We start from the raw sequence: 17,545 nt of genomic DNA, 5'->3' as shown, positions 1-17,545 counted from the left end.
GATGGCGGCATGGAAAGGGCGGCGCGTGCAAGGATCACGCCGCCCTTAGCCCCTCCCACGCAGTGAGCACGGAAACCGCAACCAGAAGCAGCCCCGCCGCCCGGCCGGCAAATGCGGTCGCTCGGGGATTGGCGACCAGCAGATTTCGGCTGCGGCCGGCTGACATGGCAAGTCCGCCGTAGACGGCAAACTGCATGGCGATGGTCATCGATCCCATGATGGAAGCCTGGATCCAGATCGGACCGTAGTCCGGCTTCAGAAATTGCGGATAGACCGCGAAGACGAAGAGATAGGCTTTTGGATTGATCAGGCAGATCACCAGCCCCTGGCGAAACGCCTTCCATGCGGAGCGGCTGCCGGCAGGTCCATCATGGCCGACCTTGATCGAACTGCGCATCAGCGTCAGCCCGATAAAGGCCATGTAGGCGGCGCCGACGATCAGCAGCGGATTGTAGAGGATCGGCACGAAATGCATCAGCAGGCCGACGCCGAGCGCGCCGTTCAGCGTATGCACCATCCCGCCGACCATGATGCCGCCGGTCGCGGCAAGTCCCCTGTTGCCGCCACCGGTCAGCGCATTGGCAAGCACGAAAAGCATATCCATGCCGGGCACGATGATGATGCCGAAGAGGAGGAGACAGAAGAGCCAGAGATTTTCCGCGTAGTCCATGTCAGTTGCCTGTCGCCCTCGCTCGGCCAGGCCGCAGCGGAATGTGTTGATTCTCAACTCGATAGGCGCTCCTATAGGTCAGCCCAACTGACGATGGTGTGTCAGTTGCGATTGGAACCCCGGGGAAAAATGCGCAAGGCGTCACGCCTGTTCGAGATCATCCAGATCGTGCGGCTGGCGCGGCAGCCGGTGACGGCGGCAACGATTGCCGAGCGGCTGGAAGTGACGGTGCGCTCGATCTATCGCGACATCGCAGCACTGCAGGCGATGCGCGTGCCGATCGAAGGCGGGCGCGGCATCGGCTACATCCTGCGTCCCGGCTTCGACCTGCCACCGCTGATGTTTTCGATCGAGGAGATGGAGGCGATCGTCCTGTCTCTCGCGCTGCTGGAGCGCACGGGAGACAGCGAGCTCAAGCAGGCGGCCAAGCGCGTCAGTGCCAAGATCGCCGGCGCGGTGCCGCCGCCCTTGCGACAGGCGTTCGACGCCAATGCGTTGCATGCGTGGGGGTTCGCCGCGCCTTCGACCGGTGCGATCGACCTGGCGCTGGTGCGCCGCGCCATCCGCGACGAGGAGAAGCTCGACCTCTCCTATCGCGACGAAATGGGCCGCGCCTCCGAGCGCCTCGTCCGGCCGATCGCCCTGATCTACTACGCCGAAACCGCCAACATCGTCGCCTGGTGCGAGCTGCGCCAGGCGATCCGCAATTTCCGCAGCGACCGGATCGAGGATTGCCAGGCGACGGGGCTGCGCTTCAAGGGCGAAGGCGACCGCTTGCGGCAGGTCTGGGTCAACGGCTGGGAGACGAACGCCTCGACCGCCAGCTAAAGCGGCCATCGCGAAGCGCGATATCGGAAGCGGATGCGAGGAGAGAAGACTACCGCACATCGACCCAGCGCTTCTCCTCGAATGAGCGCGCCATCGCATGCACGGTGCGTTCGATCTCCAGCCCTTCGGCAAACTCGATGAGCCGCGCCGGCTTGCCGGCAAGCCGCGTCAGCAATTCGTGGCACTCGATGATCTTGAGGTCGTTGAAGCCGAGGCCATGGCCGGGTGCCGGCAGGAAAGCGTCGTAGGGCCTGTGATGCGGCGCCACCAGGATGGTGCGGTAGCCCTGCTCGGTCGGGCGATCTGATGTGACATAGAGCTGGATTTCGTTCATCCGCTCCTGGTCGAACAGGATCGAGCCCTTCGAGCCGAAAATCTGGATGGCAATGCGGCCCTTGCGGCCCCAGGCGGAACGATTGACCAGCAGCGTGCCGGCAATGCCGTTTTCCAGGTGCATCAGCACGCTGGCGATGTCGTAGGTCTCCACCGCGCGACGGCCGCCGCTGGCCACCTTGCGGTCGGCATAGGGTTTGGCCATGTCGCAGATGACGCTGGCGACGCGGCCGAACAGGGCGGAAACCAGCGACAGCGGATGCACGGCGAAATCGTCGAGCGCGCCATAGCCGGAAGCAGCCTCGTGCTTCCAGAAGAACAGCGCTTCGGGATCGGCCATGAAGTCCTCGTCCATCTCGATGCGCAGATGGTTGACCTCGCCGATGATCTTCTCGTCGAGCAGCGCGCCGATATGGCGGATGGCCGGGCTCTGGATGTAGTTGTAGCCAAGGGCTGCGACCTTGCCGGACTTTTTCGCGGCGGCTGCCATCGCCTCGGCCTCAGTAAAGCTCGGCGCCATCGGCTTTTCGCACCACAGATGCTTGCCGGCCTCGAGGACGGCGATGGCCATTTCCGGATGGAACTGGTTGGGCGTGGTCAGCGAGACGATATCGACATCCGGATCGTTGACGACGGCGCGCCAGTCGCCGGACGCCTTGGTGAAGCCGAACTCGCCTGCCTTGCGTTGGGCGAGATCCTCAGTGACCTCGCCGAGATGCACAAGCCGTGGCTTGGCCACGTCGGGGAAGACAGCGCCAACGGCACTCCATGCGATGGCGTGACACTTGCCCATGAAACCCGTGCCGATGAGACCGACGCCGACCATTTTCCGTTTCTCCACTGCCTGAAGCATCAGGTGGATGAATTAGTCCATTTCTTCCTGGAATGGAATGTCTGCCTCATTTTTTATGGCGTTCTTGCGCAGGCTCGGTATGATGAGGCAGAGAGGGTGCCGGCAAATGAACCTGAGCAGACCGACGATGGACGAACGGGTACCTCGCGACTTCGAGACGCTGCGCGCAACGATCCTCGATCGGCGCGAAAGCCTGCCGAAGCGCATTGCCCAGATCGCCGCCTATGCGCTCGACAATCCCGACGACATCGCCTTCGGCACCGCCGCCAGCATCGCCGCTTCGGCCGGCGTGCAGCCGTCGACCTTGATCCGCTTTGCCCAGCAGCTTGGCTTCGACGGATTCACCAGCCTGCAGCAGGTGTTTCGCGAGCGGCTACGCGAGCGCAACTCATCCTATGACGAAAGATTGCAGGCGCTGCGCGCCAAGGCCGAGGGCGGCGCAGGCCACCGGGCGATCTTCGACGGCTTCGTCGCTGCCGCCAGCACCTCGCTCAACGACATTTCGCGCACGCTGGACGAAGCGCATCTGGAAGACGCGATCACCCTGCTGGCGAAGGCAGAGACTATCTATGTGCTGGCCAAGCGCCGCTCCTATCCGGTGGCGTCCTACATCGCCTATGCACTGGGCAAGCTCAAGATCCGAAACCAGTTGATCGAATCGGCGGCCGGGCTGAATGCCGAGATGATCGGCTTCGCCACGCCAGCGGATGCCGTCATCGCCATCTCGTTTTCGCCCTACGCGCCCGCCACCATCGAGGAGGCGCGCGGCATTTCGGAGCAGGGCGTGCCGATCGTCGCCATCACCGACAGCTCGTTTTCGCCGCTCGCCCAGTTCGCCAAGGTCTGGTTCGAGGTTGCCGAGGCGGATTTCGCCGGCTTCCGCTCGCTGTCGGCAACGATGGCGCTGGCCATGGCGCTGACCGTCGGCGTCGGTGAGAAGCGACGGGACACGAGCCGCAAGCGCAAGGCCTGATCCGCCGCCAGAAAAGACACTTTCCATCAAAGGAATGCTCATTCCATATTGACTATGGATTGGAATTATTATTTCATATTCCCGGCGCCACGCTGCCGCTCGCGCGTGTACCCAAAAACAACAAGGCCGACGGGAGGTTCCAATGAGCGAAGCCGTGGACGCGAAACAGGCGCCGCTCGACGTCATCACCATCGGTCGCGCTTCCGTTGACCTTTATGGCCAGCAGATCGGCTCGCGGCTGGAGGACATCACCTCCTTCGCCAAGTCGGTCGGCGGCTGCCCGGCCAACATTTCGGTCGGCACGGCGAGGCTCGGCCTGCGCTCGGCGCTGCTCACCCGCGTCGGTGACGAGCAGATGGGCCGCTTTATCCGCGAGCAGCTGACGCGTGAAGGCGTCAATGTCGACGGGCTAAAGACCGACAAGGAGCGGCTGACCGCTTTGGTGCTGCTGTCGGTAGAGGACGAAGGCGTCTCGCCGATGATCTTCTACCGCTCGGACTGCGCCGACATGGCGCTGGCGCCGGAAGACATCAACGAGGCCTTCATCGCCTCGGCGCGGTCAATCGTCGTCACCGGCACGCATTTTTCCCGCCCCAACAGCGATGCCGCGCAGCGCAAGGCGATCCGCATCATGAAGGCCAAGGGCGGCAAGGTGGTGTTCGACATCGACTATCGGCCCAATTTATGGGGTCTCGCCGGCCATGCCGAAGGGTTCGAGCGCTATGTGAAATCGGACCGGGTCTCGGCCCAGCTGAAGACGGTGCTGCCCGATTGCGACCTGATCGTCGGTACCGAGGAAGAGATCATGATCGCGTCGGGCGCCGACGATTGCCTGAGCGCGCTGAAGACGATCCGCTCGCTGTCGTCCGCCACCATCGTCTTGAAGCGCGGCGCCATGGGCTGCATCGTCTATGACGGGCCGATCAGCGACGACCTCGAAGACGGTGTCGTCGGCAAGGGCTTTCCGATCGAGATCTACAATGTGCTCGGCGCCGGCGACGCCTTCATGTCCGGCTTCCTGCGCGGCTGGCTGGGCGGCGAAGACCATGCCACGGCGGCGACCTGGGCCAATGCCTGTGGTGCCTTCGCCGTATCGCGGCTGCTCTGCGCGCCGGAATATCCGACCTTCGAAGAGCTGCAGTTCTTCCTCAAGAACGGCAGCAAGCATCTGGCCTTGCGCAAGGACGAGGCGATCAACCACATCCATTGGGCGACGACGCGCCGGCGCGACATTCCCTCGCTGATGGCGCTCGCTTGCGACCACCGCGTGCAGCTCGAGGACGTTGCCGCGAAGGCCGGTGCCGATCCCGCACGCATCCATGACTTCAAGGTGCTGGCGGTGAAGGCCGCGGCGAAGGTCGCCGCCGGACGCGACGGCTACGGCATGCTGATCGACGAGAAACATGGCCGCAAGGCGATGTTCGAATTCGCGCATCATCCGTTCAGCTGGCTTGGCCGGCCGGTGGAGCTCCCGGGATCGCGGCCGCTGCGCTTCGAATTCTCGCAGGACATCGGCTCGCAGCTGACCGAATGGCCTGTCGATCACTGCATCAAGTGCCTGTGCTTCTATCATCCCGACGATCCGGCGGCCTTAAAGGACGAACAGCAGCAGAAGCTGCGCGCGCTGTTCGAAGGCGCGCGGAAAGTAGGCAGAGAACTTCTCATCGAGATCATTGCCGGCAAGCATGGCAAGCTCAACGACACGACCATCCCGCGCGCGCTGGAGGAACTCTATGCGCTCGGCATCAAGCCGGACTGGTGGAAGCTCGAGCCGCAGGCGTCGGCCGGCGCGTGGGCGAAGATCGAAGCCGTCATCCTGAAGCACGATCCGTGGTGCCGTGGCGTCGTGCTGCTCGGCCTGGAGGCGCCGCAGGACGAGTTGGAAGCGGCTTTCGCCGCCACCGCCAAGGCACCCATCGTCAAGGGCTTTGCCGTCGGCCGCACCATCTTCGTCCACGCGGCCGAACAATGGCTGGCCGGCAAGATGTCGGACGACGAGGCTGTCGCCGACATGGCCTCGCGCTTCGAACAGTTGACCGAAGCGTGGCTTGCCGCGCGTGGCCGTAAAGCAGCATAAAGGCGCGGTATAGGACTGCGGAGGGAAAACAGCATGAGCAAGACAATCCGCCTGACGATGGCGCAGGCGCTAACCCGCTTCCTCAGCCGCCAGATGACCGACATCGACGGCAATAAAGTCCCGATCTTCGGCGGCGTCTGGGCAATCTTCGGTCACGGCAATGTCGCCGGCATCGGCGAGGCGCTCTATCAGGTGCGCGACGAACTGCCGACCTTCCGCGCCCACAATGAACAGGCGATGGCGCATGCGGCGATCGCTTACGGCAAGGCCAATTTCCGCCGCCGCTTCATGGCGGTGACCTCTTCGATCGGTCCCGGCGCGCTCAACATGGTGACGGCGGCGGCGCTCGCCCATGTAAACAGGTTGCCCGTCCTGTTTCTGCCCGGCGACGTCTTCGCCAACCGCATTCCCGATCCGGTGCTGCAGCAAGCCGAGGATTTTTCGGACGGCACGGCGACGGTCAATGACTGCTTCCGTCCGGTGTCGCGCTATTTCGACCGCATCACAAGGCCGGAGCAGATCATTCCTGCGCTCAGCCGTGCCATGGCCGTGCTGACCGATCCGGCCGAATGCGGCCCGGTGACGCTGTCGCTGTGCCAGGACGTCCAGGCCGAGGCCTATGATTATCCCGAGAGCTTTTTTGCCGAGCGGGTCTGGCACCAGCGCCGGCCGCGTCCGGACCGCCACGAACTTGCCGCTGCTGTCGCCGCGCTCAAGGGAGCAAAAAAACCGCTGGTGATCGCCGGCGGCGGTGTCCTCTATTCGCAGGCCTCGGACGACCTGGCCAAATTCGCCGAGGGCGCCGGCATTCCGATCTGTGAGACGCAAGGCGGCAAATCCTCGCTGCCGGACGATCATCCGCTCAACATGGCGGCGGTCGGCGTCACCGGCACTTCTGCCGCCAACCGGCTGGCCGAGGAAGCCGATGTCGTGCTCGCCATCGGCACGCGGCTGCAGGACTTCACCACCGGCTCGTGGGCACTGTTCAAGCACTCCAGCAAGACCATCATCGGGCTCAACGTACAGCCTTTCGATGCCGGCAAGCACCGCGCGCTGCCATTGGTGGCCGATGCGGCCGAGGGTCTGGCTGAACTCGGCGCGGCTCTGAAGGGCTGGAAGGCACCTTCCACCTGGACCGACAATGCGGCCACCGGCAAGAAGGCCTGGCAGACCGAAGCGGCCAAGGTGACGGCGTCGACCAATGCCGCCTACCCCTCCGACGCGCAAGTGATCGGCGCCGTGCAGCGCGCCATGGGATCCGGCGTGACGCTGCTGAATGCCTCCGGCGGCTTGCCGGGCGAATTGCACAAACTTTGGCAGGCGGGCGCGCCCGGATCGTACCATGGCGAATATGGCTTCTCGACCATGGGCTACGAGATTGCCGGCGGGCTCGGCGCCAAGATGGCGAAGCCCGGCGAGGAGATCGTCGTCATGATCGGCGACGGCTCCTATCTGATGATGAATTCGGAGATCGCCACTTCGGTGATGCTCGGGCTCAAGCTCACCATCGTACTGCTCGATAACAGGGGCTATGGTTGCATCAACCGGCTGCAGATGGCGACCGGTGGCGCCAACTTCAACAACCTCCTGAAGGACTCCCGCCACGAGATCCTGCCCGACATCGACTTCGCCGCGCATGCGGCGAGCATGGGCGCGATTGCCGAGAAAGTGCCGTCGATTGCCGGGCTGGAAAATGCCCTGGCACAAGCCAAGAAGAACACGCGCACAACGGTGCTGGTCATCGACACCGACCCGCTGATTTCTACCGATGCCGGAGGCCACTGGTGGGATGTGGCGGTGCCGGAAGTGTCGGCACGACCACAGGTCAACGCGGCGCGCAAGGCGTATGACGAGAAGCGGAAGATGCAGACCGTCGGCAATTGATATAGGCGTCGCCAAGCCCCTACCTCCCCCTTGTGGGGAGGTCGGACCGAAGGTCCGGGTGGGGGTCCGGCGCCACCCCACCCCGCTGCTTCGCAGCGACCCTCCCCACAAGGGGGAGGGTGAACAAGAAACCGGAGCGACGACTTGAAAGCCAAACTGGGCATGTCCCCCATTGCGTGGTGGAACGACGATCTTGCGGAACTCAGCGATGACGTGTCGCTGGAAGAATGTCTGCGCCAATCGCGCTCGGCCGGTTTCACCGGCATGGAGATGGGCCGGCGTTTTCCCAATGATCCCGATGTCATGCTGCCGATCCTGAAGGCAGCCGACGTGACGCTGTGCGGCGGCTGGTTCTCGGGCACATTGGTGGATGGGGAGATGGCCGACAACAAGGATCGCATCCAGCCGATGATCGACCTGTTCAAGGCCGTGAACGCGCCGTGCATCGTCTATGGCGAGGTCGGCCGCTCGATCCAGGGCGACCGCTCGAAACCGCTGGCCACCAAGCCGAAGCTGTCGGATGACGAGATGAAGGCCTATGGCAAGCGCCTCACCGAATTTGGCGAATGGTGCGCCGAACAGGGCATGCCGCTTTCCTATCATCACCACATGGCGGCGGTGGTCGAGACCGAGCCGGAACTCGATGCCTTCATGAATTATTCGGGAGCCGGCATTCCGTTGCTGCTCGATGCCGGCCACCTGGCCTTCGCCAGCGGTGACGTTCTGCGTGCCATCGACAAACATCACACCCGCATCAGCCATGTGCATGTGAAGGATGTGCGCATGAGTGTCATCGAGAAGCTCGACCGCACGAAGCAGTCCTTCCTCGACGCCGTGGCGCTTGGCGCCTTCACGGTGCCGGGCGATGGTTCGTTGGATTTCGGCGCCATCGTGCAGCGCTTTGCCGACCATGGCTACGAGGGCTGGTTCGTGGTCGAGGCCGAGCAGGATCCGAAGAAGAACCCGCCGCTCAGGATGGCTCAGGTCGGCTACAAGGAATTGATGCGCGTCATGACCGCCGCCGGCTACACGGTCGAGACGCAAGGCTTTCCCAATGTCTGATCAAGGGGGGCCTGATGCGGTGGTTCTCGGCGAAGCCGGGTTGCTGTAGGTTGGTCGGATGAAAGATTCCGAGCACCCCTTCTTCCGGCCTTTGTGGCGGCGTGTCGCCGTCGTCGCGGTCTGCGTCATCTGGTCGATCATCGAATTCGCCACCGGCACGCCGTTCTGGGGCATGATCGCGCTCGGCTTCGCCGGCTACGCCGTCTGGCAGTTCTTCTATCTTTACAAGCCGGCCGAAGAGGGCAAGGCAACGGTCGAGCCCGAACCGAAGGAGTAACCCGATGTCGAAGCTGCTGGTGAAGGCCGACAAGGGCCATGGCCTCGTCGCCCATGTGACGCCGCAAATCGCGGGCTGGACATATGTCGGTTTCGACCTGCATCGGCTCAAGCCCGGTGAGACGGCCTCCGGAAAAACGAATGATCGCGAAGTCTGCTTGGTGTTCGTCACCGGCAAGGGCAATGCGTCAGCCGGCGGCAAGGACCTCGGCCAGCTCGGCGAGCGCATGTCGCCCTTCGAGGGCAAGCCCTGGTCGGTCTACGTCCCTGAGGGATCGGACTGGTCGGTGAGCGCAGACACCGAGCTGGAACTCGCGGTCTGCTCGGCGCCGGGCCTTGGCGGCGGTCTGCCGGTGCGGGTGATCGCACCGGACGATCTCGGCCAGGAGGTACGCGGCAAAGGCACCAACACGCGCTACGTCACCAACATCCTGCCGGAGGGCAAGCCAGCCGATTCGCTGCTGGTGGTCGAGGTCATCACGCCCGGCGGCCACACGTCGAGCTATCCGCCGCACAAGCACGACCAGGATAATCTGCCTGATGAATCCTATCTTGAGGAAACCTACTATCACCGCCTCAATCCGCCGCAGGGCTTTGCTTTCCAGCGCGTCTACACCGACGCCGACAGAAATGGCCATCGCGCGCTGGATGAGGCGATGGCGATCGAGGACGGCGATGTCGTGCTGGTGCCCAAGGGCTATCACCCCTGCGCCGCCTGCCACGGCTATGACCTCTATTATCTCAACGTGATGGCCGGACCGAAGCGAACGTGGAAGTTCCACAATGCGCCCGAGCACGAATGGCTGATGAAGGCCTGACCGATCATGCCTTTTCAGGTGAAGCTATTGGTCCAGCTGGAAAAAATCGTCGGCTAAGGACCCGCAAGGTCGATTTGCCTTCGAAAACCCTTCAAAGCTTCGTCAATCCGTCATGGAAATCACCTATGGCAGCGGAGTTGACGAGGACTTTCCATGCGCTACGCCCTCTATTTCACCCCCCGGCAGGACGAACCGCTGGCGCGGATCGCCGCCAACTGGCTCGGCCGCGACCCGTTCGGCGCCGCGACAAGGCCTGTCGAGGCGGTGGCCGACCTGTCGGCGGCTGAAGTCGCCTTCCACACCGCTTCGGCGCGCCGCTACGGTTTCCACGCGACGCTGAAAGCACCCTTCCGCCTGGCTGCCAACGAGACGGAAGCCTCGCTACGCGCCGCACTCGACCATTTTGCCGAGGCAACGCCGGTGGTGACCATACCGCGTCTCGTCATCAGCCAGATCGACGGCTTCTTCGCACTGGTCCCGGAAGGGCCGCTGCCGGCGCTCAATCGCTTCGCCGATGACGTGGTGCTCGGCTTCGACCGGTTTCGCGCGCCGCTGACCGAGGCGGAAATCGAGCGGCGCAGCCCGGATTCGCTGAAGCCGGCCGAGTTCCGCAATCTCTGCCAATGGGGCTATCCCTATGTCTTCGAAACCTTCCGCTTCCACATGACGCTGTCCGGCCGGACAGCGTCACAGGAAAGCCCTCGTTTGCGCGCAGCAATCGACAGTCTGTTCGCGGACATTCTGCGACAGCCGGTTCTGGTGGATGCGCTGACATTGTTTGTCGAAACCGAACCGGGCGCACCGTTCATGGTGCTCTCGCATCACGCACTCGGGCGCCGCTCCGCCAGAAAAACTGCCTGACACCCTGCCGGAACAAGCACAGCCTGAACAACCAAGGACTGCCTGAAATGACCGCCGAGACTGTTCTCCACAACGCCCGCATCGTGCTTGCCGACGAGATCGTCGAGGGTTCGCTGGTGCTGCGCGACGGCTTTATCGCCGGCATAGAAGCGGGTGCCAGCCAAACCAGTGGAAGCATGGCCGGCGAGGATATGGGCGGCGACTATATCATTCCCGGGCTGGTCGAACTCCATACGGACCATCTCGAAGGCCATTACGCGCCGCGGCCCAAGGTGCGCTGGAATCCGATCGCCGCCGTGCTCGCCCATGACGCGCAGGTGGCGACCGCCGGCATCACCACCGTGCTCGACGCCCTGCGCGTCGGCATGGACGAAGACGCTGACCTGACGTCGACAGACATCCGCAAGCTGGCCGATGCGATCGAGGACAGCGTCCAGCAAGATCGTCTGCGCGCCGACCATTTCATCCATCTGCGTTGCGAGGTTTCGGCGCCGGACTGCCTCGGGGCATTCGCCAATTTCGACGGCGACGAGCGGGTCAAGCTGGCATCGCTGATGGACCATGCGCCCGGCCAGCGCCAGTTCGTCAATCTCGAAACCTATGCCTATTATTACCAGCGCAAGCTGAAGCTGACCGATCGCGACTTCAAGGTGTTCTGCGAAAAGCGGATGGGGGAATCGGCGCGCAATTCGGCACCTAACCGGGCGGTGATCGCCGCCGCCTGCCATGAGCGCGGCATCGTGCTGGCCAGCCATGACGACGCCACCCTTGGCCATGTCGGCGAGGCGATCGAACAGGGCGTGCGCGTCGCCGAGTTCCCGACCACGGAGGAGGCCGCCAGGGCCTCGAAAGAGGCCGGGCTCGGCGTGCTGATGGGTGCGCCCAACGTCATGCGCGGCGCCTCGCATTCGGGCAACGTCTCGGCCCGCACGCTGGCCAGCGACGGCCTGCTCGACATCCTGTCATCCGACTACATTCCCTTCAGCCTGATCCAGTCGGCCTTCTTCCTTGGCGATGTCGTCGAAGGCATTTCCCTGCCGCAGGCGGTCGCCATGGTCTCGAAGAACCCGGCCGAAGCGGTTGGCCTGACCGACCGCGGTGTCATCGAACAGGGCCGCCGCGCCGATCTGGTGCGCGTGCGCGTAGACGACCATGTCCCGGTCGTGCGCACCGTCTGGCGGCAGGGACGCCGGGTGGCATGATGGTGTCGGCGCTGATCGAGCGGGAATTGTCCGCCGAGACGTTTCCGATCCGCGATGGCGTCTTCGTCGCCGTGGTCGGACCGAGTGGCGCCGGCAAGGACACGGTGATCGGCTACGCCCGCGCCCGCTTCACCGACGAGACAAGGCTGGAGTTCGTCCGCCGCGTCATCACGCGGCCCAGCGATGCCGCCAGCGAGGACCACGACACGCTGGCTGACGCCGCCTTCGTCGAAGCCGAAGCCGATGGCGCCTTTGCCATCTCCTGGGAAGCTCACGGCTTGCGCTATGGCATCCCGGCCGATGTCGACTGGTCAGTGGCCAATGGCCATGTTGCTGTCGCCAATGTGTCGCGCGCGATCATCCCCTCCTTGCGCGAACGCTATGCCAATCTGGCCATCGTCGAGATCACTGCCTCGCCGGAGGTTCTGGCCGAGCGGCTGGCAATGCGGGGACGTGAATCGCGCGGCGAAGTTCTGGCCCGGCTGGCGCGCAGCGCCAGTGTGACCTTGTCGGGCCCTGGCGTCACCTCGATCGACAACAGCGGCCCGCGCGAAGCCGCCGGCGAGCGTTTCGCCGAGGTGCTGCGCAAGGCCATGGCCTTCTCCGACATGTCGGGCCTGATCTAGGCTTCCAGCGTTTATCGAGCGCATTCCAGGGCCGATGCTGGTGGCTGGTGGTCGATCTCGAGCCGCCGCGCGTGCGGCTCGACTCCGCCGGTTGGTGCTTCGCTTGCTTTTTCCCTGCCAGCGGAGCGCTGTGTGGCGCTGACGGCATGGTGATCCTGGACCGCGACCCTGGGGAAGCGACCTTTCAAACAGATCATGGTAGAACGACACAATACAGGAAGCCTCGATGCACAGCCTGACACCCATCCTTTCGACGATCACCGCCTCATTTCTGGCGTCGTTCGTCGAGGTCGTCGAGGCCTTCACCATCGTGCTCGCGGTGGGGGTGACGCGCGGCTGGCGCCCGGCATTGACCGGCGCGGCCCTGGCGCTGGCGCTGCTGGCGGCCCTGGTGCTGGCGTTTGGCCCGCTGCTGGCGCTCGTACCCATCACCACGCTGCAATTCGTCGTCGGGGTGCTGCTGATCCTGTTCGGCATGCGCTGGCTGCGAAAAGCCATCCTGCGCAGTATCGGCGTCATCGCCCTGCATGACGAGGAGGCGGCCTTCTCCAAGGAAACCGCCGTCTTGCACCAGCAGGCCAACGGCCGCCGCGCCGACTACCTCGCCGGGCTGGCATCCTTCAAAGCGGTGCTGCTCGAAGGCGTCGAGGTGGTGTTCATCGTCGTTGCCGTCGGCGCGGCACACGGGCAGACGCTTTACGCCAGCCTCGGCGCGCTGGCGGCGTTCATCCTGGTGATGCTGATCGGACTCGCGGTCCACCGGCCATTGGCGCGCGTGCCTGAGAATGCACTCAAATTCGTCGTCGGGCTGATGCTGACCAGCTTCGGCATCTTCTGGACCGGCGAAGGCTTAGGTGCCGACTGGCCGGGCGCCGATCTCGCTCTGCTCGCCATCTTCGCCATCGTCGCGCTGGCGTCCTTTGTCATGGTGCGCTGGCTGCGCGGTGCCTACCCCACACTCTCCGGAGAGCTTGCCCGATGAACGTCATTCGTCTCGCGGCCAAGGAATTCCTCGGCATGTTCGTCGATGACGGAAGTCTGGCGCTGCTGGCGCTGGTGCTGGTGGCCGTTGTCGCGGCGGCGGTGAAACTGCTGGCGCTGCCGCCGCTGCTCGGCGGCGGCTTGCTGCTGATCGGCTGCCTCGCGATCCTGTTGCAAAGCGTTCGCCGCGCCGCGCGCGCGACCAACCGGTAGCGCTCGATATCGGCGCGGCCGGCGTCTATTCCGCGGCCGCGCCGGCGGCGCTCTTGCGGGTCGCGTCGACCATCAGCCGCCGTGCCCGGAACACGCCCCATTGCTGGTCGACCAGCACGCCGATGAGGATGACGCCGCCCATCACCGCGAAGTTGAGCGAGGACGGGATGCCGAGCAGGTTGACAAGGTTCTGCAGTTCCTGCAGCAGCACCGTGCCGAGGATGACGCCGATCAGCGAGCCCTCGCCGCCGCGCAGCGAAAAGCCGCCGAGCACCGCCGCGGCGATGGCGTAGAGCTCGTAGAACTGGCCGTGGCTGGCTGGCGAAATCGAGCGGGTGTACATGGCGAAATAGATCGCCGACAGCGCCGTCAGCACGCCGCAGATGACGTAAGCCGCCATGACGACGCGGCCGGTGCGGATGCCCGAATATTTCGCCGCCTCCTCGTTCTTGCCGATGGCGTAGAGATAGCGACCGAACACCGAGCGGTGCAGCACCACCCACATGACGATGGCAATGACGATCAGCGCGATGAAGCTGTTGGGAACGCCATAGGAGCGTCCGGCGGTGAGGAATTCGAGGTCGGGAAAATTCTGGCCAAAGGCGAAGCCGGCGGTGCCGTCGGCGGTGTAGAAGCGGGCGACGCCGCGGTAGATCAGGAGGCCGCATAGCGTGACGACGAAAGGCTGCAATTTCAGCCTTGTGATCAGCCAGCCATGCACCAGGCCGATGATGGCGCCGAGCACGAGGATCAGCACGAAGGCCAGCGGCCACTCCATCTCGCGCACGGCGATGAAGTCGATGAACAGCGTTCCCAGCAGCGCGACCACCGAGCCGACCGACAGTTCGATGCCGCCGGTGATGATGACGAAGGCCTGGCCGATCGACAGGATGCCGAATAGTCCGATCAGATTCGAGGTGTTGGCCAGGTTGATCGGCAGCAGGAAGCGCGGATTGATGATCGCAACGATGGCGCCGACCACCAGAATCAGGATCAGCAGGCCGAGATCTTTCTTGCTCATCGTCTTCTCCCCAATGCCTGCCCGAGCGGGATCGCGCTTGCGCGAAATGCGAGGCAAAAACCTATTTCGGCAGCTTGCCCACCGCCAGCAGCAGCACGTTTTCCTGGCTGAACCGGTCCTTGTCCAGAATGCCCGAGATCTGGCCCTCATGCATGACGGCGATGCGGTCGGACACACCGATTACCTCTTCCATGTCGGAGGAGATCATCAGCACGGCGACGCCGGCATCGGCGAGCGCCCGCATCAGCCCGTAGATTTCCGCCTTGGCGCCAATGTCGATGCCGCGCGTCGGCTCGTCCAGGATCATCACCTTCGGATTCATGGCCAGCCATTTGCCGAGCACGACCTTCTGCTGGTTGCCACCCGACAGCGTGCCGGTGCGCGTCTGCACCGACGGCGCCTTGATGCCGAGATCTTTCTTTTGCTTCTCGGCGGTGGCGGTCTCGGCGCTTGTGGACACCAGGGAGCGGCGCGCATGCGCCGGCAGATTGGGCAGCGAAATGTTCTGGGCGATCGACAGGTCGAGCAGGATGCCGGTCAGCTTGCGGTCTTCCGGCACCAGGAAGATGCCATGCGCGACGGCGTCCGCCGCCGAGCCCAGCGCAAGCGGTTTGCCGTCGAGTTCGAGCGCGCCGCCAAGGCTTGAGTCGATGCCGAAGAACACCCGCGCCAGTTCGGTGCGGCCGGAGCCGACAAGCCCGGCAAGGCCGAGGATTTCGCCGCGCCTGACGTCGAGATCGACGGGCCGGGCGGGATAGGCGGGGGTGCGGATGGCCTTGGCGGAAAGGGCTGTGGCGCCGGGCGCACGCGCCGCCTCGGAGGCTTTTTCGCGCTCCTTCAGCATGCGGCCGATCATCAGCTTGACCATCTGGTCGTGGCCGATGTCGTGCTTGCCCAGCGTGCCGGCCAGCATGCCGTCGCGCAGCACGACGACGCGGTCGGCGACGCGCTCGACCTCGTGCAGCCGGTGCGAAATGAAGATGACGCTGATGCCGTCCGCCTTCAGCGCCTTGATGACGTCGAGCAATTTGTCGGTTTCGGCGAGCGGCAGGCTCGATGTCGGCTCGTCGAGGATGACCAGCCTTGCCTCGATCGACAGCGCCTTGGCGATCTCGACCATCTGCTGCTGGGCCAGCGACAGGGTCGCGACCGGCGTGTCGGCGGAAAAATTGGCGCCGACGCGCTTCAACAGCGGCGCCACCATGGTGCGCAGTTTTGCGCGGTCGACGAGCTTGAGCGGCCCGGCGCGCAACGGCTCGCGGCCGAAGAAGATATTGGCGGCGACATCGAGATTGTCGAACAGGTTGAGTTCCTGGTGGACGAAGGCGATGCCCGATCCCAGGCTGCCTTCGACGGTCAGCCCCTTGTGGGCGGTGCCGTCGACGGTGATCGTGCCGGTGTCCGGCGTGGTGACGCCGCCGAGGATCTTCATCAAGGTCGACTTGCCGGCGCCGTTTTCGCCGACGAGGCCGATGACCTCGCCCGGCCTGACCTCCATGGAGAAGCCATCGAGCGCGACGACGCCCGGATATGTCTTGCGCACGTTCTCGAGGCTCAGGAATGGAGCAACCGTGGACGCAACGATGGATGTGTCGGAATAATTCATCATGCCTGACAGCAGCCGGTGGGCCGTTTTTGGTCCATCTTCAGACTGACGATCCACGCGCGGTTCGTCAATGCGAGCAGCCGGCCCAAGCGACGTTGAGCCGGCTGAACTGCGTCAAGTCTTACTTTCCGGCCATCGCCTTCAAATTGGCGGCATAGGCGTCGACGTCATCCTTGCCGATGATCTTGGTCGGGATGATGATGAGACCGCCGGCCGGGATGCCCGACTTGTCGCCCTTGAGATAGGCAGCCATCAGCTTCATGCCCTGATAGGCCCATTCGAAGGGCTGCTGCACGACGGTCGCGGCAATGGTGCCTTCCTTGACGCCGCCCAGCGTGATCGGATCGTCATCGAAACCGACGACGGTGATCGAGCCGAGCTTGCCGGCATCGCGCAGCGCTTCATAGATGCGCGGCGTGTTGTAGGAATAGAAGCCGACCATGCAGGTGACGTCGGGGCTGGCGACCAGCGCGTCCTCGACGTTCTTCTTGGCGCGAGCCTGGTCGATGTCGTCGCCGCGCACGTCGATCAGCTCGATCTTGGTGCCGGCCAGGCCGTCCTTCATGCCCTGGATGCGCTCCTTGGCATTGTCGGCGCCGAGCAGGCCGACGAAGCCGAGGCATTTTCCGCCATTGGGCATCGCCTTCTTGGCGATTTCGGCGGCCTGCTTGCCGGCATCGACGTTGGACGAGCCGATATAGGCGACACGCTTGGTCTGCGGGGCGTCCGAGTCGGTGGTGAACAGCGCCGTTTCCGAAGCGATCTTGTTGAGACCATCGGTCGAGGTCTTCGGATCAACCGCCGAGACCATGATGCCCTTCACGCCGGCCGTCACCAGATCGTCCATGAGCCGCTGCTGGATGGCGACCGAGGACTGCTCGGGATATTTGAGCTCGAGATTGTAGTCCGGCAGTTCGCCCTGCGCCTTCTTGACGCCGGCTTCGGCGGCCTTCCAGAAATCGGAAGCGCCGTTGACGACGAAGGCCAGCGTCGGCTTGTCGTCGGCGCGCGCGATTGCCGTGGCCGACAGGCCAAGCAGCAGCGCCATGGCGGCTACGGATGCATTTCGTATCAAGGATTTCATGTTCAACCTCCCGTTTGGTTCAGTCGTCAGACTGACCGATCTTGCACTGACCTGATTTTGCCGTTTGCAGCTTGGACGCCCTCCTCCTCAAAGGGGTTCGCGGCACCGAAAGAATGGCGCCGTTCCAGCCACGATCATGGACCTTAGAGACTCATCCTTCGTTCGTAAATAGTCCGA

Annotated in this window: 17 protein-coding genes; 12 read left to right on the top strand and 5 right to left on the bottom strand. The window is 64.0% G+C overall.

The window, feature by feature from the left end; translation table 11 throughout:
* Window positions 1-34: 34 nt before the first annotated feature.
* Window positions 35-670, bottom strand: coding sequence for a LysE family translocator (locus ASD12_RS18810; protein WP_056589236.1), 636 nt, complete (start codon window positions 668-670; stop codon window positions 35-37).
* A 129-nt stretch (window positions 671-799) separates the two neighbouring features.
* Between ASD12_RS18810 and ASD12_RS18805 the strand changes: the two genes are divergently transcribed.
* Window positions 800-1,498, top strand: coding sequence for a YafY family protein (locus ASD12_RS18805; protein WP_056589234.1), 699 nt, complete (start codon window positions 800-802; stop codon window positions 1,496-1,498).
* A gap of 49 nt (window positions 1,499-1,547) precedes the next feature.
* On the opposite strand, the gene ASD12_RS18800 is transcribed toward ASD12_RS18805, so the two are convergent.
* Window positions 1,548-2,657, bottom strand: a complete 1,110-nt coding sequence (locus ASD12_RS18800) for a Gfo/Idh/MocA family oxidoreductase (protein WP_056589229.1) — start codon at window positions 2,655-2,657, stop codon at window positions 1,548-1,550.
* Window positions 2,658-2,811: 154 nt separating this feature from the next.
* On the opposite strand from ASD12_RS18800, the gene ASD12_RS18795 reads away from it, so the two are divergent.
* The 11 genes from ASD12_RS18795 (at window position 2,812) to ASD12_RS18745 (ending at window position 13,657) form a co-directional block, all read left to right on the top strand.
* Window positions 2,812-3,657, top strand: coding sequence for a MurR/RpiR family transcriptional regulator (locus ASD12_RS18795; protein ID WP_056589225.1), 846 nt, complete (start codon window positions 2,812-2,814; stop codon window positions 3,655-3,657).
* Between the two features lie 142 nt (window positions 3,658-3,799).
* A complete protein-coding gene (gene iolC / locus ASD12_RS18790; protein ID WP_056589221.1) occupies window positions 3,800-5,734 on the top strand; it encodes a 5-dehydro-2-deoxygluconokinase in 1,935 nt (644 codons plus the stop codon).
* A gap of 33 nt (window positions 5,735-5,767) precedes the next feature.
* Entirely contained in the window at window positions 5,768-7,618 is a 1,851-nt protein-coding gene (gene iolD, locus ASD12_RS18785; protein ID WP_056589217.1) for a 3D-(3,5/4)-trihydroxycyclohexane-1,2-dione acylhydrolase (decyclizing), read from the top strand.
* Between the two features lie 144 nt (window positions 7,619-7,762).
* The gene (iolE, locus tag ASD12_RS18780) at window positions 7,763-8,680 is read left to right on the top strand and encodes a myo-inosose-2 dehydratase (RefSeq protein ID WP_056589214.1); all 918 of its coding nucleotides are present in this window, start codon (window positions 7,763-7,765) and stop codon (window positions 8,678-8,680) included.
* Window positions 8,681-8,738: 58 nt separating this feature from the next.
* Window positions 8,739-8,957: a hypothetical protein gene (locus ASD12_RS18775; RefSeq protein ID WP_056589211.1), complete on the top strand. Its 219-nt coding sequence runs from the start codon at window positions 8,739-8,741 to the stop codon at window positions 8,955-8,957.
* 4 nt (window positions 8,958-8,961) lie between these two features.
* Window positions 8,962-9,774 carry a 5-deoxy-glucuronate isomerase gene (iolB, locus tag ASD12_RS18770; RefSeq protein ID WP_056589209.1) on the top strand — a complete coding sequence of 271 codons (813 nt, stop codon included), beginning with the start codon at window positions 8,962-8,964 and terminating at the stop codon, window positions 9,772-9,774.
* 153 nt (window positions 9,775-9,927) lie between these two features.
* On the top strand, window positions 9,928-10,635 hold the full coding sequence (locus ASD12_RS18765) for a DUF1045 domain-containing protein (RefSeq protein ID WP_056589206.1): 708 nt from the start codon (window positions 9,928-9,930) through the stop codon (window positions 10,633-10,635).
* A gap of 47 nt (window positions 10,636-10,682) precedes the next feature.
* On the top strand, window positions 10,683-11,837 hold the full coding sequence (locus ASD12_RS18760) for an alpha-D-ribose 1-methylphosphonate 5-triphosphate diphosphatase (RefSeq protein ID WP_056589203.1): 1,155 nt from the start codon (window positions 10,683-10,685) through the stop codon (window positions 11,835-11,837).
* Complete coding sequence (gene phnN, locus ASD12_RS18755; RefSeq protein WP_056589200.1) at window positions 11,834-12,463, top strand: phosphonate metabolism protein/1,5-bisphosphokinase (PRPP-forming) PhnN; 630 nt, start codon at window positions 11,834-11,836, stop codon at window positions 12,461-12,463. Before ASD12_RS18760 ends, phnN begins: the two co-directional genes overlap by 4 nt.
* Window positions 12,464-12,689: 226 nt before the next feature.
* Entirely contained in the window at window positions 12,690-13,445 is a 756-nt protein-coding gene (locus ASD12_RS18750; RefSeq protein ID WP_056589197.1) for a COG4280 domain-containing protein, read from the top strand.
* Window positions 13,442-13,657, top strand: a complete 216-nt coding sequence (locus tag ASD12_RS18745) for a hypothetical protein (protein ID WP_056589194.1) — start codon at window positions 13,442-13,444, stop codon at window positions 13,655-13,657. Before ASD12_RS18750 ends, ASD12_RS18745 begins: the two co-directional genes overlap by 4 nt.
* A 25-nt stretch (window positions 13,658-13,682) precedes the next feature.
* On the opposite strand, the gene ASD12_RS18740 is transcribed toward ASD12_RS18745, so the two are convergent.
* The 3 genes from ASD12_RS18740 to ASD12_RS18730 form a co-directional block, all read right to left on the bottom strand.
* Complete coding sequence (locus tag ASD12_RS18740; protein ID WP_056589192.1) at window positions 13,683-14,678, bottom strand: ABC transporter permease; 996 nt, start codon at window positions 14,676-14,678, stop codon at window positions 13,683-13,685.
* 61 nt (window positions 14,679-14,739) lie between these two features.
* Window positions 14,740-16,284, bottom strand: coding sequence for a sugar ABC transporter ATP-binding protein (locus ASD12_RS18735; RefSeq protein ID WP_082525559.1), 1,545 nt, complete (start codon window positions 16,282-16,284; stop codon window positions 14,740-14,742).
* A gap of 121 nt (window positions 16,285-16,405) precedes the next feature.
* Entirely contained in the window at window positions 16,406-17,368 is a 963-nt protein-coding gene (locus ASD12_RS18730) for a sugar-binding protein (protein ID WP_056589188.1), read from the bottom strand.
* Window positions 17,369-17,545: the final 177 nt, after the last annotated feature.

Source organism: Mesorhizobium sp. Root102 (genome assembly GCF_001425625.1).
GTDB lineage: Bacteria > Pseudomonadota > Alphaproteobacteria > Rhizobiales > Rhizobiaceae > Mesorhizobium.
The sequence above is the reverse complement of the archived record's forward strand: the minus strand, read 5'-3'. Positions and strand labels throughout refer to the sequence as shown.

Coding starts and splice junctions, on each gene's coding strand:
- ASD12_RS18810 (WP_056589236.1), bottom strand. CDS start 670: ATGGACTACGCGGAAAATCTCTGGCTCTTCTGTCTCCTCCTCTTCGGC.
- ASD12_RS18805 (WP_056589234.1), top strand. CDS start 800: ATGCGCAAGGCGTCACGCCTGTTCGAGATCATCCAGATCGTGCGGCTG.
- ASD12_RS18800 (WP_056589229.1), bottom strand. CDS start 2,657: ATGGTCGGCGTCGGTCTCATCGGCACGGGTTTCATGGGCAAGTGTCAC.
- ASD12_RS18795 (WP_056589225.1), top strand. CDS start 2,812: ATGGACGAACGGGTACCTCGCGACTTCGAGACGCTGCGCGCAACGATC.
- iolC (WP_056589221.1), top strand. CDS start 3,800: ATGAGCGAAGCCGTGGACGCGAAACAGGCGCCGCTCGACGTCATCACC.
- iolD (WP_056589217.1), top strand. CDS start 5,768: ATGAGCAAGACAATCCGCCTGACGATGGCGCAGGCGCTAACCCGCTTC.
- ASD12_RS18775 (WP_056589211.1), top strand. CDS start 8,739: ATGAAAGATTCCGAGCACCCCTTCTTCCGGCCTTTGTGGCGGCGTGTC.
- iolB (WP_056589209.1), top strand. CDS start 8,962: ATGTCGAAGCTGCTGGTGAAGGCCGACAAGGGCCATGGCCTCGTCGCC.
- ASD12_RS18765 (WP_056589206.1), top strand. CDS start 9,928: ATGCGCTACGCCCTCTATTTCACCCCCCGGCAGGACGAACCGCTGGCG.
- ASD12_RS18760 (WP_056589203.1), top strand. CDS start 10,683: ATGACCGCCGAGACTGTTCTCCACAACGCCCGCATCGTGCTTGCCGAC.
- phnN (WP_056589200.1), top strand. CDS start 11,834: ATGATGGTGTCGGCGCTGATCGAGCGGGAATTGTCCGCCGAGACGTTT.
- ASD12_RS18750 (WP_056589197.1), top strand. CDS start 12,690: ATGCACAGCCTGACACCCATCCTTTCGACGATCACCGCCTCATTTCTG.
- ASD12_RS18745 (WP_056589194.1), top strand. CDS start 13,442: ATGAACGTCATTCGTCTCGCGGCCAAGGAATTCCTCGGCATGTTCGTC.
- ASD12_RS18740 (WP_056589192.1), bottom strand. CDS start 14,678: ATGAGCAAGAAAGATCTCGGCCTGCTGATCCTGATTCTGGTGGTCGGC.
- ASD12_RS18735 (WP_082525559.1), bottom strand. CDS start 16,284: ATGAATTATTCCGACACATCCATCGTTGCGTCCACGGTTGCTCCATTC.
- ASD12_RS18730 (WP_056589188.1), bottom strand. CDS start 17,368: ATGAAATCCTTGATACGAAATGCATCCGTAGCCGCCATGGCGCTGCTG.